We start from the raw sequence: 16708 nt of genomic DNA, 5'->3' as shown, positions 1-16708 counted from the left end.
ATTTTTAATTTGTCTGTTTTTTGTTCTTTTATTGCACCTTTATTTAAATAATATATTTGAATATAAAAATAGCTAAATAGTCTTTTTTTGATTGAAAAAAACTAAATTTCTATCAAGGGCTTACAAAACGTTAAAAATATTAGTTTATTCCTATAAAACTCTTTGCCTAGCTCATCTAATATTCTAGGATACCAAAATAATAATAAGGAATGAGGGTAGAGGAATTATGGCGCATCAACCAATTAAAAGAGCAATCGCATATTCAGTTGTTATAGGAACACTCCTTTCTGGGCATTATGCAATAGCGACAGAAACAGAGTCGGTGACTTTATCTGCGCCCGAAACAGAAAACACGGCGTTAGTTCCTGTGAATAACGAAGCTATGCCAGCACCTGCAATTGTGGTTATGAATGCCCCACAATTGACTGAGTTAGCAGTAAGAACAAAACTGCAATCATGGCTTCCTATAGGTTACAAACCTTCATATCTAACTCAGCTTGTGAAAATGTACCAAGCGAATAATCTGGCATTAATTTGGCAAGATGAAAAAATAGTACAGCAATTACAGCAACAAATAGCAGAAGTGGCTATTTCAGGCATTCAGCCTCAGTTTGGACAATGGTTAACACAATTAGAAACACCTGAATTAACTAAAGAAGGGCGTGATATTATTTTATCAGATGCTTTTTTAGGTTATATCAGTTTTGTTGAGCAAGTAAATAAATCCGGCGCATCTTTACTGTATCGTAGTGCAACACAAGGATTATCCGCTCCCTCCGATAATTCAGTGATTGAGCTACAACAAAATATTCAAAATAACACGTTAGGTAGTTTTGTTATTTCTTATGCACCATCTCACCCTTATTACGCTTTAATGAAAGAGGAAGTGCGAAAGCAATTACATAGTTCTGTTGTTTGGCCAGAAATGAAAGGAACGACATCATTAAAGCCAAATCAATCATCACAAGAAGTTGTACCGCTGAGACAGATTTTACGTAATTTAAAATTAATTCCTGAGTTGGCAGCGAACGAGCAAGAAATTGCGACAACCGTTTATGATGCGTCTTTAGTTGCAGCTGTTAAATTATTTCAAACTGCTCATGGGTTAGAGCCCGATGGTGTTATTGGGCGACAAACACGAGTATGGTTAAATATGACACCAGCACAACGTGCTAGCATTATGGCATTAAATATTCAGCGCCTTCGCCTGACGCCTGCTATTGGTGATACTGGAATTTGGGTTAATATTCCTGATTTCTCGCTCTATTTTTATGCCAATAACGAGCTTATTCTTGACTCAAAAGTCATTGTTGGTCGCCCTGATAGAAAAACACCCATTATGAGTAGTGCACTCAATAATGTCGTGGTTAATCCCCCTTGGAATGTACCAACAAGTATGACACGTAAAGACATTGTGCCTAGAGGTAAAGCAGACCCTAGTTACTTTAGTCGTAAGGGCTATACTATTTATTCAGGGTGGGGGAATGATGCTTATCCTATTAACCCTTACGATATTGATTGGCAAAATGTGAGTGCAAATAACTTTCCTTACCGAATTTGGCAGGCTCCTGGGCCAACAAACTCATTAGGTCGTTATAAATTTAATATGCCAAATTCAGATGCGATATATCTGCATGACACACCAAATCATTCACTATTTGCAAAAAATATGAGGGCAATCAGTTCTGGCTGTATTCGTGTTAATAAAGCCTCCGAACTTGCTTCAATTTTATTGGGCGATGCTGGATGGAAACAGGATAGAATTGATGCAGCATTAAAACGTGGTTCAACACAATATGCGCCAATTCCTGAACGTATTCCGGTTTATTTATATTATCAAACAGCATGGGTCGCTCAGGAAAATGCACCTCAATATCGTGCAGATATTTATGGTTATGATAAAAGCATTTCAAATGCAGAGCCGTATTTAGAGAGTATTAAGAAATATTTGTAATATAAATAAATAGACGTTGAATAAAGGATGGATATATTGCCCATCCTTTTTTTATATATCAATCAATAAGATAAATGTAAAAATTATGTTCTATAATAAAAGTATGAAAAAATTATAATTTATAAAATACTTTTAAAAATTCCAATAAAATTATAATGATAAAAAGAGTATTTAGTATAAATAACTAAATTAATAAGATTTGAAATGTTGATAAATTGAAACGAAGTGTTATTTACAATACTATACAAACCATAAGAAACAATTCAGGAAAAATATTGTCATAATAAAGGTTCTTCCTCCTGAAATAATTTGTTGAGTGCATATACTATGGATATTATTGATTCACATCGCCGTAAGTGGCTGGGGCTTGGTATGGCCGCAGTGGGGTTAGGGTTATTGCCTTCTCATGCATTTGCTTCATTAGCAACACCTCGTCCAAAAATCCTTCGCTTTAATAATTTAAATACTGGTGAAACTATTAAAGCCGAGTTTTTTGATGGAAAACGCTATAATAAACATGAGCTTGCCAAATTAAATCATCTTTTTAGAGATTATCGTCAAAATAAAATTAAAACGATTGATCCCGCACTATTTGACCAAATCTACTTATTGCAAGTGATGCTTAATAATAATAAGCCTGTTGAACTTATTTCAGGTTATCGCTCTTTAGCGACCAATAATAATCTACGTCATAGTAGTAGTGGAGTGGCAAAGAAGAGCTATCACACGCGTGGGCAAGCAATGGATTTTCGTTTAGTCGGCACTGAGCTTTCTAAAGTGCGCCAGGTTGCATTAAGAATGAAAGCAGGTGGTGTAGGTTATTATCCTAGAAGTAATTTTGTGCATATTGATACAGGACCGGTTCGCTCATGGTAATCTATTGAGAATTAGATAAATAGAGAGTGGAGTGATTCATGATGTATCACATTGTACCTGTGACAAACTATATGCAAAATTGCACCCTTATTTGGTGTGATGAAACGAAGGAAGCCGCAATTGTTGATCCCGGCGGTGATGTTGAAACGTTAATTGCAGAAATAGAAGAACGCCAATTAACATTGACCAAAGTATTATTAACACATGGGCACTTTGATCATATTGCAGGCACCTCACAAATTGTTGAGCACTTCAATGTTCCTGTTTATGGTCCTCATAAAGATGATAATTTCTTATTAGAAGAATTAGAACAACAGTGCCGTATGTTTAATTTTCCTTGTGGAAAGTCATTTACACCAGATAGTTGGTTAAATGAAGGTGATATCGTCACGATAGGTAAAACAATTTCGTTATCTGTATTACATTGCCCTGGCCACACACCGGGACATATTATTTTTGTGAACCATCAGAATAAAATTATCTCCATGGGAGATGTGTTATTTAAAGAAAGTATTGGTCGTACCGATTTTCCGCGTGGAAATCATGGCGATCTTATTGCTTCAATCAAAAATAAAGTTTTACCTTTAGGCGATGATTATCTGTTTATTCCGGGACACGGGCCGATGTCTAATTTAGGGCATGAACGCCAATATAATCCTTTTTTACAAGATGAGATGCCAATCTGGTGATCACACACTGATATAAATAAATGAAAGCTCTTTATTATAAAGAGCTTTTTTTTATGAATAAAAAAGTGTGGTTTATATTTCTTTTAAACCTATAAAAATGCCACGTTATTAGTAACGTGGCATTTATCTTAATTACCTTTTAGAAGGTAATTAGAGTACTGCAACAATGGCTTCGCACAATGGAACCATATTCTCAAGGGTTAAACCTGCAACGTTAATACGGCCGGAACCCACGATATAAATACCGTATTCAGCACGTAAACGCTCGACTTGCTCTTTATTTAAACCACTAAATGAGAACATACCATTTTGATCGATAATAAAGCTAAAGTCTTGTTTAGCGCCTTTTTCTTGTAGCGTAGTTACTAACAGCTGACGCATACGCTGAATACGTTCGCGCATGGTTGTTAGCTCTTCAATCCACTCTTCTTTTAACTCTGGGTTAGAAAGAATAGTCGTTACTACTGAAGCGCCATGTGCTGGTGGGTTTGAGTAGTTTGCACGGATTATAGCTTTTGCTTGGCTAAAGGCTTTTTCAGCGGTATCGCTGTCTTTGGTGACGATAGTACATGCACCTACACGTTCATTGTAAAGACCGAAGTTTTTAGAATATGAACTCGCAACAATAAGCTCAGGATTCTTTTCTGCAAAGAGACGTAAGCCTTGTGCATCTTCTTCTAGACCATGAGCAAAACCTTGGTATGCAAAGTCAAAAACAGGCAACCAGCCTTTTTCTGCTGATAATGTGGCTAGTTGGCGCCATTGCTCTTCTGTTGGATCAATACCACTTGGGTTATGACAGCAACCGTGGAATAGCACCACATCTCCAGCTTGTGCATTTGAAAGACTTGCTAACATGCCATCAAAATCTAACCCGTGATTTTCCGCATCATAATAATCATAATTACAGATCTCAAGACCTGCAGTTTGGAAAATATTATTATGGTTAGGCCAAGTTGGATTACTTATCCAGACGCGTTTTGCAGTGGTTTGCTGAGCAATAAAATCAGCAGCAATACGTAAAGCTCCTGTACCACCAGGGGCTTGTGCTGTGCGTGCACGTTTTTCAGCGATAATAGGATGTTGTTCACCAAACAGAAGTGCTTGGGTCACATTGCCAAATTCAGGGATACCGCTAATAGGAAGGTAGTTTTTGGTGGTTTCGTTTTCTAATAAGTATTTTTCTGCTTTCTTAACTGTGGTTAAAACAGGTGTTTTACCTGTCTCATCCTTGTAAACACCAATTCCTAAATTAATTTTGTTTTCACGAGGATCAGAACGGAAACTATCAGCTAAACCTAGAATAGGATCGGCTGGTGCAGCAATGATTTTCTCAAACATAGTGTAATTGTTCCCTAAGCTCAAAACGAAGCCGAAATATGAGTATCAAGAGTAACGCCATGAGGCCTTTTTGCCAACTGTTTGTAGAGAAATTAACAAGAAGTTGTGAACTAAGTGAGAATAAATAGCAAAACAAGATGTAAATAAGTGAATATCCTGTAATTACATTAACATGTAAAAATAATCACTAAAAAGAGATAATTGTTTAGTGCGATAAACTTTTTGAAGTTGCTAAAAATAAAGAAAATGCGATATTTTTCAGTGAATAAATAAACAAGTCTACTGCAAATGTAAAAATAAAGAGAAAGAAAACATTGAGAATAAGAAGAAAAAAGAGAGATAAATAACAAGAGAAAAGATTGGTAGTAGCAGTATAAATAAAAAAGCAACACCGAAGTGTTGCTTTTAAAATCAATTAACTTGACTGTTTAATTACCTAAGCGGTAATTAGAACTGATAAGTCAGACCTAAACCAACTACGTTGTCGTCGTTCAGACCTAAAGCATTATCAGATTTCAGCAGGTTGATTTTGTAATCAACAACTGCAGTCATGTTTTTGTTAAATTTGTAGAAAGAACCTACAGAGATATATTTAACTAAATCAGCATCAGAAACGCTTGAAGCACCGTTAGCATCTAAATCTTTACCTTTAGATTGAACATAACCTAAAGATGGTTTCAGACCTAAATCTTTAAAGTCATACTGTGCTGTTAACTCGATGTTTTGAGTTTTGTTAGCGATACCGTCTGTATAAGTAGTCATGTTACGGGTTTCACCGTACATAGCTGCTAAATAAACGTTGTTAGCTTCGAATTTACCACCGAAGTTCCATGCTTCTGCACGGCTACCGCGAGCTGTCGCGTTAATACCATCTTGTTGAGCAGAAGTACGAGCAGAGTTAGAATAACCACCACCCAGTGTTACGCCCCAGCCTAAGTTATAAGCTGTAGAGAAACCGAAACCGTCGCCATTAGCTTTTGAGCCTTGACGTGCATTATTGGTGTTTTCGTTGTTTTTGCCTTGATATTGCAGAGCAAAACCTAAACCATCAACATAACCGAACATATCAGTGTTACGGTAAGTTAGAACGTTGCTGGTACGGCCAGTCATGTAAACGTCAGTTTGTGACATTGAGTCGCCGCCCCATAAAGGCAGAACGTCTGTCCATGCGTTGGTATCGTAAATTACACCGTAGTTACGACCGTAGTCCATTGAACCGTAGTCAGCAAATTTAAAACCAGCGTAAGCGAAACGAGTTTTCGCATTACCTTCGCTGCCTTCAGTATTGTTAGTTTTAACTTCGTATTCAAAACGACCAAAACCAACTAAATCTTTATTGATTTGAGTTTCGCCTTTGAAACCGATACGAGCACGAGAAGCGTCACCGCTTTCGCCTGAATCTTTATCAGCGAAGTAATGACGAACGTCAACTTTACCGTAGATGTCTACTTTGTTGCCGTCTTTGTTGTACATTTCAGCTGCGTTTGCTGCACCAGCAAACATTAAAGCTGGGATTACCACTGCAAGAAGATTGCGCTTCATCATTATTATTACCCTCATTGGTGTTATTCAGACACCTTTGCCACTGCCAGAAATAGTTTCTTAATTTTTATGGAACTATTTATGAGAGTTAAGTGTCGTCTGTGTCGGGTGACAGTGTTCCATTGGTAAAAAATTTTATCTACCCCCAATTTGCTACAAAAACGAAAAAAGTGTAACAAATTGTAACTATGTATTTCAAAGTGTGTATTTTGGGGAACTTTTGAATCAAATAATAGCCATGCATAAAAAAAGCCAACCTTGAGGTTGGCTTCTTGATTTAAGTAAAACGAGTACAATAAAACAGCAATGCAAATTTTTAGTTGAATACTAATTGATCACTAAATTAGAAATCTGCATTTCGTGGTGTACGAGGGAATGGAATAACTTCACGAACGTTTGAGACACCCGTCACATAAGCAACTAAACGTTCAAAGCCTAAACCAAATCCTGAGTGAGGTACGGTGCCATAGCGACGTAGGTCGCGATACCACCAGTAGTCTTCTTTGCTCATTCCCATTTCATCTAAACGTTTATCAAACATATCTAAACGCTCTTCACGTTGAGAACCACCGATAATTTCACCAATGCCTGGTGCTAACACGTCCATTGCTGCAACTGTTTTGCCATCTTCATTCATGCGCATATAGAATGCTTTGATGTCTTTCGGATAGTTTTTTACCACAACAGGTGCTTTAAAGTGTTTCTCTGCAAGATAACGCTCATGCTCAGAAGAGAGGTCAACACCCCAGTAAACTGGGTTTTCAAATTTCTCACCACAGTTTTCAAGCACAGTGACCGCATCAGTATAATCGATTTGAGCAAAGTCAGAGGTGATAAAGTTCTCTAAGCGTGTGATAGCGTCTTTATCGACACGTTGTGCAAAGAATTCCATATCATCTTTACGCTCTGCTAATACGGCTGCAAAGGTGTATTTCAGCATTTTTTCAGCAAGGGCTGCGATATCGTTAAGATCAGCAAATGCCACTTCAGGCTCTACCATCCAAAATTCAGCAAGATGACGACTGGTATTTGAGTTTTCAGCTCGGAATGTTGGGCCGAAAGTATACACTTTGCTTAATGCAGAGGCGTAAGTTTCACCATTTAGCTGACCAGAAACAGTTAAAAACGCTTCACGGCCAAAAAAGTCTTCACTGAAATCGACTTCGCCTTTATCTGTGCGTGGTAGATTGTTCATATCTAATGTAGAGACACGGAACATCTCACCTGCACCTTCTGTATCAGCCGCGGTAATTAGTGGCGTAGAAACCCAGAAGAAGCCTTGTTCATCGAAGAAACGATGTAGTGCTTGTGCTAATGTGTGACGAACACGCGCAACTGCACCAATTAAGTTAGTACGAGGACGAAGGTGAGCAACTTCACGTAGGTACTCAATACTATGACGTTTGGCGGCCATCGGATAAGTTTCCGGATCATCGACCATTCCTACCACAACAACCTGAGTGGCGTGAATTTCAAAGTTCTGTCCCTGGCCCGGAGATTCAACAATTTTACCGGTGACTTCCACAGAACAGCCTGTGGTTAAGTGCAGCACTTCATCTTGATAATTCGGTAAATTATTATTAATGATGGCCTGTACTGGATTAAAGCAGGAACCGTCATAGACGGTAAGAAATGAGATACCAGCTTTTGAATCTCTTCTTGTACGTACCCAACCGCGAACGGTGACGTCTTCGCCAACCGCGATACGGCCTTGCAGTACGTCGACTACAGGCGCAACGATCATAAATAAATCTCTCTTCGTTTAATTAAAATAATTGTTAGGTTAATTCATTCTGCCCCTGTCGGACAGTTTTTCTATGTTACTTGCAATAGCGCAGGAAACAAGTAGGAAATTTTAGTTTAAAGAGTCAATAAAGAAGAAAAAAGCTTTTGTATAAAATAAATTGATAAAAACAGGTGAAATATTGATAAAAGCAGGGGGTATGGCAAGTTATGGCAAAAGAAAGGGCAATTATTACCCTTTCTTTTATTAATGAAGATTTTTAGCTAATTAACAGGCTTGTTTAACAAGAGGAACATCAAAGGCTTTGCGTAGCTTGTCAACAAAGTCATTATCGTCACAAATTGTTTTACCTGGGCTATCTGATAATTTAGCTACTGGCTTACCATTACACTCCACCAGCTTAATCACAATATTAAGAGGCGTTATTTCAGGAATGTTACAAGTGAGTCGAGTACCAATACCAAAGATTAGACGAATACGCTTATGGAAATGCTTATAAAGTACAAGTGCTTTTTGAAAATCGAGGCTATCAGAAAAGACTAATACTTTACTCATTGGATCAATACCCAATTTTTCATAATGCGCGATCGCTTTTTCACCCCATTCAATGGGATCGCCAGAGTCGTGACGTAAACCTTGATAACTCTCTGCAAAGGTTTTATCAAAATCACGCAAAAACGCGTCCATTGTAATGCAATCTGTTAATGCAATGCCTAGTTGATCTGGATATTCGTCCAACCAAGATTGCAAAGCAGCACGCTGGCTGTTTGCCAGTTCTGGGCTAATCTGCTGATGAGCCTGAAACCATTCGTGAGCCTGTGTTCCTACTGGAGCTAAATGCATACGTTCAGCTAAATGATAGTTACTTGTACCAATAAGATAAGGGAAATGATTTTTCAGCTCATCCACAATGGCACACTGCACATCATAAGAAAAACGACGACGAGTACCAAAATCCATCAGTTTAAAATCAGCTAAGTCAATCTGTTGCTCAGCCGCATCACGGTAGAAGATATCAATTAATTTACGTAGCTGATTAACTGCATCATCAGGTGTGATTTGAGGAGAACGAGCACGATGTACAATTTCACTCACTAAAGCCAACAAAGGAACTTCCCATAGAATAACTTCGCGCCAAGGGCCTGTTATTCTGATTGACAGCTGGTTTTCAGGTGTTGTTGAAATTTGGACTTGTTCTGGTTTAAAGCGAAAACGCTTAAACCATTGCAGATAGTCATTTTTGAAAAAGGGGAGACTCTGAAGATAGTCAAACTCTTCATTCGTTAATGACAAGTCTGCCATCATATTAACTTGATGGCGTAAGGTTGTTGCATATTCACCTAGACGTTCATCACTCCGACAGCGGAACTCAGCAACGACAGGAATATCACTATAATGGTGGTAAACCGCTTGTTGCATGTGAAGCTTATATGCATCGGTATCCAACAGTGATGTAATAATCGGTGTAGCGTCTAAAATCATAGCGCGTCAAGCATCCTCACGGAGCGTTTTTATGTCTGCTAAATCGTTAAGGTTGGAGAGTATACCCGAATATGATGACAAAGCGTCACTATTCAATAATATTTCTCTGCAACATAAAAACAAGCTGTAAAACTTAGATGAGTTTACCACGTTAAACATAATTTGGGAGTATATTAGCATCATTTACCAAATAAATTGATTACATGAATTAATAAATAATTAACATTCTGTTGACTTTTAATGTTCTCAATTGAATATTCGACTGGCTAAACAGATTTTTGACGGGTAAGCTTTGGTAATATAACCGTTAAATAGTCGTGTTAACTAAAAGGTTTTTTCTATGACACAACAAAGAATCGCGAAATTTCGCAAAGATTATCGTGCCCCTGACTACACAATCACCGATTTACATCTTGATTTTATTTTAGATAAAGAAAATACCCAGGTTACAGCGATAAGCCAATGTAAACGCCTAAACTCAGATGCAACCGCATTAGTGTTAGATGGTGAAGAATTAACATTAAAATCAATTGCAGTGAATGATGTTGCTTGGACACACTATAAAGAAGAAAACGGCAAACTCATCATTGAACAACTACCAGCACAATTTACATTAAAAATTGTTAACAACATTAATCCATCGGCTAACACCGCATTAGAAGGGTTGTATGTTTCTGGTGATGCATTATGTACACAGTGTGAAGCTGAAGGTTTCCGCTATATTACCTACTATTTAGATAGACCTGATGTATTAGCTCGTTACACCACTACAATCACGGCAGACAAAAAACAGTATCCTTATTTACTGTCCAATGGTAACCGTATTGCACAAGGTGAATTGGAAGATGGTCGTCATTGGGTAACATGGGAAGATCCTCATCCAAAACCAAGCTATTTATTTGCTCTAGTCGCAGGTGATTTTGATGTATTACGAGATACTTTTATCACCAAAAGCGGTCGTGAAGTTGCTTTAGAGCTTTTTGTTGATAAAGGTAATTTAGATCGTGCAGATTGGGCAATGACATCATTGAAAAATGCGATGGCATGGGATCAATCTCGCTTTAATTTAGAATACGATCTCGATATCTATATGATAGTTGCTGTTGATTTCTTTAATATGGGGGCAATGGAGAATAAAGGGCTGAATATCTTTAACTCTAAATATGTGCTAGCGAAAAGTGAAACGGCAACTGACAAAGATTACTTAGGTATTGAGTCTGTTATTGGTCATGAATATTTCCATAACTGGACAGGTAATCGCATTACTTGCCGTGATTGGTTCCAGTTAAGTCTAAAAGAAGGTTTAACGGTTTTCCGTGATCAAGAATTTAGCTCTGACTTAGGCTCTCGCTCTGTTAATCGTATTAATAATGTACGAGTGATGCGTACTGCTCAGTTTGCAGAAGATGCAAGCCCAATGGCACATCCAATTCGTCCTGATAGTGTGATCGAAATGAACAACTTCTATACTTTAACAGTATATGAAAAAGGTTCTGAAGTGATCCGAATGATCCACACCTTGTTAGGTGAAGAGCAATTCCAAGCTGGCATTCAAATGTATATTCATCGTCACGACGGTAGTGCTGCAACTTGCGACGATTTTATTCAAGCAATGGAAGATGCTTCTAATGTTGATCTTACTTTATTCCGTCGTTGGTATAGTCAATCAGGTACTCCACAACTGACTGTTCGTGATAGTTATGATGCTAATAAAAAGCAATACACTTTAACTGTTAGTCAAATGACGCCACCGACAGCCGATCAAACTGAAAAGCTGCCATTACATATTCCATTAGATATTGAATTATACGATACCAAGGGTAATGTGATCCCACTGCGTTCACAGGGCCAAACTATTTCTAATATATTGAATGTGGTACGTGAAGAGCAGCAGTTTGTTTTTGATGATGTGCCAGAACAACCGATCCCATCTTTATTACGTGAGTTCTCTGCGCCTGTAAAACTTGACTATCCATTTACGGATGAGCAACTCTCATTCTTAATGAAATATGCTCGTAATGCATTTTCACGTTGGGATGCAGCTCAAGCATTATTAGGTCGCTATATAAAAGAAAATGTTGCTCGAGTTCAAAAGGGTGAAACATGCATTTTGCCTGAGATGGTAGTTGATGCTTTCCGTGCAGTATTACTTGATAAAGATATCGATCCAGCATTAGCTGCACTTATTCTGACATTGCCAACAGATGTCGAAGCGGGTGAATCATTTAGTATTATTGATCCGATTGCTATCAATAAAGCACTTGGTTTTATTCGTAAGACACTAGCAACTGAAATGGCTGATGAATTCTCTGCTGTTTATCATTCAATGCATATCGGTGCTTATCGTGTTAATCATGATGATATTGCAAAACGTGATTTACGGAATGTTTGTTTAGCTTATTTAGCGGTTGAAAATGAGCAAACAGGTAATCAGCTTGTTGATGTGCAATATCACAATAGTGATAACATGACCGATGCGCTCGCTGCACTTAATGTTGCTGTAATGGCTCAGTTACCTTGTAAAGATACGTTATTACAAGAGTTTGATGACAAATGGCATCAAGATGGTTTAGTGATGGACAAATGGTTTAGTTTACAAGCTATGAGCCCAGCAAAAGAGGTGTTACAGAAAGTACGTAGCCTGTTATCTCATCGCTCGTTTACGCTTGCAAACCCTAATCGTACTCGTGCGTTAATTGGTGCATTTGTAAATAATAATCCAGTCGCTTTCCACGCTGAAGATGGTTCTGGTTACTTATTATTGACAGAAATTCTGACTGATCTAAATAGCCGTAACCCACAAGTTGCATCACGCCTTATTGAACCGTTTATTCGTTTAAAACGTTATGATGCAACGCGCCAAGAAAAAATGCGTGCAGAGTTATTAAAGCTGAAAGAACTTGAGAATTTATCAGGTGATTTATATGAGAAAATCACCAAGGCATTAGCTGATTAATATTACGTTTCATATCACTTTATGAGTGAGTAAATAATATAAAATTAGCAAGATAACTAGATCCCCAGCATAGTCTGGGGATTTTTTATGACAAATTATGAATTTGAAGCGTTTACTTTTCGTGTTTTTATCTATATGATGCACGACGCTTAAATTGTCGTAGACATATCATTCCTAATACCCGATATTCTCAATGGAGATCGTATGTATTATTCCTTAGTAAGGAAGGCATTGTTTCGGCTAGATCCTGAACGTGCCCATGATTTTACCTTCCGTCAGTTAAAACGTTTATCTCATTCCCCATTTCAATTTCTTATTCAGCAGTCACTTCCTTCCAAACCCGTTTCTTGTATGGGGCTCTCGTTTAAAAATCCACTTGGCCTTGCTGCCGGCCTTGATAAAAACGGTGATTGTATCGATGCATTGGGTGCAATGGGATTTGGTTTTATCGAAGTTGGTACAGTGACACCACGTCCTCAAGTGGGAAATGATAAACCTCGTTTATTTCGCTTAGTGGAAGCCGAAGGTTTGATTAACCGAATGGGTTTTAATAATCTTGGTGTTGATAACTTAATTGAAAATGTAAAACAATCTCGTTATGGTGGTGTACTGGGTATTAATATTGGTAAAAATAAAGATACCCCAGTAGAGCAAGGTAAAGATGATTATCTGATTTGTATGGAAAAAGTCTATGCTCATGCGGGTTATATCGCAATCAATATCTCATCACCAAATACCCCAGGCTTGCGTACACTACAATATGGTGAAGCATTAGACGATCTGCTATCAGCAATTAAAAATAAACAATTAGAGTTGCAGGGTAAATATCAAAAATATGTTCCCGTTGCTGTTAAAATTGCACCTGATTTAACCCATGAAGAATTAATCCAAGTTGCAGATAGCTTAGTCCGTCATCATATTGATGGTGTTATTGCGACAAATACTACATTAGATAAATCATTAGTCAGTGGATTAAATCATTGTAATGAAGCAGGGGGATTAAGTGGTCGCCCAGTACAATCAAAAAGTACACAAATAATTCGCCAATTAAATGAAGAATTAAAAGGTGCATTGCCTATTATTGGTGTTGGTGGAATTGATTCATTAACAGCAGCCAGAGAAAAAATGGATGCAGGTGCTTCTCTTATCCAAATCTATTCAGGATTCATTTATCAAGGTCCTGCTCTTATCAAATCTATAATTAATCACATCTAAATACATTTTATAATGAGTTAGGGGCTTTTCTTCTGTCCCTAACTCGTTTATATTGCCCCTAGTTGGTTATTTTTTATTAAATTGCACTGATTGTGCTTAATTAATAGTAAAATGAATCCTGTTTTTGTTAGGTGATATTAAATATTTTATTTATGTCATTTAATTTTGATTGTTTATCCGAGTATAAAACAGGAAATGAATCGAAGGGGGATTAATTAGTGATAATAAAACCCGATGATCGCTGGCGTTGGTATTTTGATGTTGAGCAACAAAAATTAATGCTTGATTTAGCAAATGGTATGGTTTTTCGTTCTCGCTTTCCAAGCAAAATGTTGAGTGAAAGTGCTCGACAATCAGCATCTTTTACCGTCGATGATGCAGCTCTTTATTACGGATATGATGAGCAAATTCGACAAATAGACATGCCATCAGAGTCAAGAGCTGAATTAGCGTTAAATGCATTAATAGCCCATCGCTTTTTAAAGCCACTGATGCCTAAGAGTTGGTATTTTGAAGTTAACAATAATCAAATCAACCCTTATTTATCTCAAGTGGTAGAAGTTTCATTAAAAGAAGAAGACGAAACCGCTCTTTTTTTAGTGACTGAAGTGGGGGCTCAAGCTTGTTTATGTTTATTAGCTCAACCTCAGTTAACATTATTTGATAGAACACTTAATTTTTGTGACCCAATAAAAATTATGAATGATAGGTTAAGCAATTACCATAAAGAGCCAGAATCAGGATCATTTTTGTACGAGAAAGTTATTTAACAAAAAGAGTTAAAAGGATTTACTCTTTTTATCGTCACTCATTATTTTTAATATCCTAAAAATAAATCTACTCTAAACAATACTACTTCAAATCAAATCTTCATCACTCTCTTTCTGTAACCTTCTTCTAAAAAATAAAATGGGTTTATTGATAGTTTATTTTGGGTTCTTAATAAGACAATTCTTATTAAATAAACTGTTTTATTTAAAATAAAAAAGAAGGTAAGGGCAAATTATCTTCTTTATGTCAAATGTGAGCTATGGATCTGGAGGTTTATAACACTCGTATCAAAAAACAGAATAGTCAAATAATGGTGTGTTGGTCATATTAGATCACTATCGTCATTGTATGATTGAATATAAAAAGGAATTTATATGAGTGAACGTGTCAAACCGATCGAGGTAATGAAGCGTAATATTTGCCCTGTATGTGCAAAAATAGATTGTATCTTTTTAACAAGAGATAAGCATTGCAAAGAGATGATGGAGCTTTCAGAGAAGGTAACACAGGCAAAGCAATAAAAATTTATACATAGCGCTAACTACCGTATGCGGGGATGATGAGTGGTAATGGGCAAGCATATATAATATTTGTTTATTTCATTTTAAATGTCTCTTAACAGAGGCTTTTTTATTGTGCCTGACCCGTCCTAGCAAGAAATGAGTTTAACTCACTCATCCCCAATAAAATCCTTTCCATTATCTTTATACTTAATAAGGTAATACTTTTCTGGCAAATCATAACGACTGACAATGCAATGAATATTGGGGAAGCTTACTTGGCCTAAGAATTCAATAAACTCAGTTATATATGAGTGAGGTACAATTAATCAATTTAATGTTTACCGATAACGATATATATCATACATAACTGTGTTTATATTGATTTTTTTATTTAATTTATTTGTTCATATCAATTTGATTTTTATTTTCTATTAAGCGAAAGTTTCACATTACCGCTAGGAACACAACTACAGGCTAAGATTTTACCTGAGCGTTTAATTGCGCCAGCTTTTAATGCATTAACATCACCTTCATCTAATTGGATAACACAAGAGCCACAAAGGCCAGCTCGGCAACTATAAGGGATAGCATAGCCATTATTTTCAAGCTGTTCTAATAGCACTTCTTGATTATTGCCTTCAAAAACTTCACCATTAAACTCGATACTAACAGCTTGTTCTTGGGTATTTTTAACCATAGGTGTTGATTGTGTTTCAACAGGTGTTGTTACAAGATATTGTTTTGCTTTTTTATAAGCTAATACTTCAACAGTATCTCCCACACGAATAATACCCGTTTGACGAATGATGACATTTTGACCAAAATCGACATCACCTTTTTCATCGCTACGGAATGTTTGCAGTGTTGCGAGTGGTTCTGTGTTAGGATGTTTAACACCTTTATCAATACTAATTGTGGTCATGATGCAACGGCTACAAGGTTTCATCAGATCCATCACTACAGAGCCAATCCGAATAGTCTGCCAAGTATCTTCTTCAAAAGGCTTTGCACCTGTTATGAGGATATTACCTCGAAATTGCTCAATATTAATTGAAGCGGGGCAACGTTGCTGTAAGTATTGAAATGAAGCTTCATTAATTAATAAGTAAGGGTAACCATCAGCGAAAGAAACAGCGGTTTCTGGATTTTTTTTCACTCGGCGTGTCGATTTTTCGCCAGTCCAACGAAGTTGAACGGCCATTTTTAAATAACGACTGAACCACTGATTTATTTCATCTGGAGCCACATACGCGGTAAAATGGTTGCCCCAAACTTCTGTCGGTTGCAATGTGGTCTCAAAATCTTGATAGGTGATAGCAATACCTTCACCATCAGGTGCTTGAATATAGATACCATTTGCCATGACAGTGGGAATAAAACACAGCAAAACGGGAAATTTTCGTGCCGTGATAAAAGTCCCTTCTGGGGTGGTTATCATAAAATCGCGATCAAACGTGAATCCGCTCTCACGAGCAAATGCATGAGAAAGTCGAATTCCCTTCATTGATTTAACTGGGTGTATATAAAGGCGTGAAACGTTGATCATCAGTGCTCCCAAAAGACATTATTATTTTTTATAGCCAGTAACTTTATGACAACGTAATACAATTAGCTATAATGCCCAACAATTTTATT

At 37.1% G+C, this 16708-nt stretch carries 12 protein-coding genes; 7 read left to right on the top strand and 5 right to left on the bottom strand.

The genetic code is table 11. The features are described 5' to 3' along the window. The first annotated feature begins 226 nt into the window (after positions 1 to 226). The 3 genes from ldtD to DK858_RS14510 all read left to right on the top strand — a co-directional run bounded on the left by ldtD (position 227) and on the right by DK858_RS14510 (position 3519). Positions 227 to 1954 (top strand): L,D-transpeptidase, encoded by a 1728-nt coding sequence (ldtD, locus tag DK858_RS14520; RefSeq protein ID WP_109398014.1) that lies wholly within the window; start codon positions 227 to 229, stop codon positions 1952 to 1954. Between the two features lie 327 nt (positions 1955 to 2281). After that, complete coding sequence (locus tag DK858_RS14515; RefSeq protein ID WP_109398013.1) at positions 2282 to 2830, top strand: YcbK family protein; 549 nt, start codon at positions 2282 to 2284, stop codon at positions 2828 to 2830. A 38-nt stretch (positions 2831 to 2868) separates the two neighbouring features. After that, positions 2869 to 3519 carry an MBL fold metallo-hydrolase gene (locus DK858_RS14510; protein WP_109398012.1) on the top strand — a complete coding sequence of 217 codons (651 nt, stop codon included), beginning with the start codon at positions 2869 to 2871 and terminating at the stop codon, positions 3517 to 3519. Positions 3520 to 3669: 150 nt separating this feature from the next. Here DK858_RS14510 and DK858_RS14505 read toward each other — a convergent pair whose 3' ends face one another. The 4 genes from DK858_RS14505 to pncB all read right to left on the bottom strand — a co-directional run bounded on the left by DK858_RS14505 (position 3670) and on the right by pncB (position 9628). After that, on the bottom strand, positions 3670 to 4860 hold the full coding sequence (locus tag DK858_RS14505; protein ID WP_109398011.1) for an amino acid aminotransferase: 1191 nt from the start codon (positions 4858 to 4860) through the stop codon (positions 3670 to 3672). Positions 4861 to 5307: 447 nt separating this feature from the next. Beyond that, positions 5308 to 6405, bottom strand: coding sequence for a porin (locus DK858_RS14500; RefSeq protein ID WP_109398010.1), 1098 nt, complete (start codon positions 6403 to 6405; stop codon positions 5308 to 5310). 340 nt (positions 6406 to 6745) lie between these two features. Further along, positions 6746 to 8146, bottom strand: a complete 1401-nt coding sequence (gene asnS, locus DK858_RS14495; RefSeq protein WP_109398009.1) for an asparagine--tRNA ligase — start codon at positions 8144 to 8146, stop codon at positions 6746 to 6748. Between the two features lie 267 nt (positions 8147 to 8413). Continuing rightward, a complete protein-coding gene (gene pncB / locus DK858_RS14490; RefSeq protein WP_109398008.1) occupies positions 8414 to 9628 on the bottom strand; it encodes a nicotinate phosphoribosyltransferase in 1215 nt (404 codons plus the stop codon). A 340-nt stretch (positions 9629 to 9968) separates the two neighbouring features. Between pncB and pepN the strand changes: the two genes are divergently transcribed. From pepN to DK858_RS18090, 4 genes are all read left to right on the top strand, one after another. Further along, positions 9969 to 12584, top strand: a complete 2616-nt coding sequence (gene pepN, locus DK858_RS14485) for an aminopeptidase N (RefSeq protein WP_109398007.1) — start codon at positions 9969 to 9971, stop codon at positions 12582 to 12584. Positions 12585 to 12788: 204 nt separating this feature from the next. Beyond that, positions 12789 to 13799 carry a quinone-dependent dihydroorotate dehydrogenase gene (gene pyrD, locus DK858_RS14480; RefSeq protein ID WP_109398006.1) on the top strand — a complete coding sequence of 337 codons (1011 nt, stop codon included), beginning with the start codon at positions 12789 to 12791 and terminating at the stop codon, positions 13797 to 13799. 218 nt (positions 13800 to 14017) lie between these two features. Further along, on the top strand, positions 14018 to 14569 hold the full coding sequence (locus DK858_RS14475; RefSeq protein ID WP_109398005.1) for a cell division protein ZapC: 552 nt from the start codon (positions 14018 to 14020) through the stop codon (positions 14567 to 14569). Between the two features lie 375 nt (positions 14570 to 14944). Beyond that, the gene (locus tag DK858_RS18090) at positions 14945 to 15091 is read left to right on the top strand and encodes a hypothetical protein (RefSeq protein ID WP_162556406.1); all 147 of its coding nucleotides are present in this window, start codon (positions 14945 to 14947) and stop codon (positions 15089 to 15091) included. Positions 15092 to 15494: 403 nt separating this feature from the next. Here the strand turns inward: DK858_RS18090 and DK858_RS14465 are convergent, their stop codons facing one another. Continuing rightward, positions 15495 to 16619: a YcbX family protein gene (locus DK858_RS14465; protein ID WP_109398004.1), complete on the bottom strand. Its 1125-nt coding sequence runs from the start codon at positions 16617 to 16619 to the stop codon at positions 15495 to 15497. Positions 16620 to 16708: the final 89 nt, after the last annotated feature.

Source organism: Proteus faecis (assembly GCF_003144395.1).
In the GTDB taxonomy this organism is placed as follows: domain Bacteria; phylum Pseudomonadota; class Gammaproteobacteria; order Enterobacterales; family Enterobacteriaceae; genus Proteus; species Proteus faecis.
The sequence above is the reverse complement of the archived record's forward strand: the minus strand, read 5'-3'. Positions and strand labels throughout refer to the sequence as shown.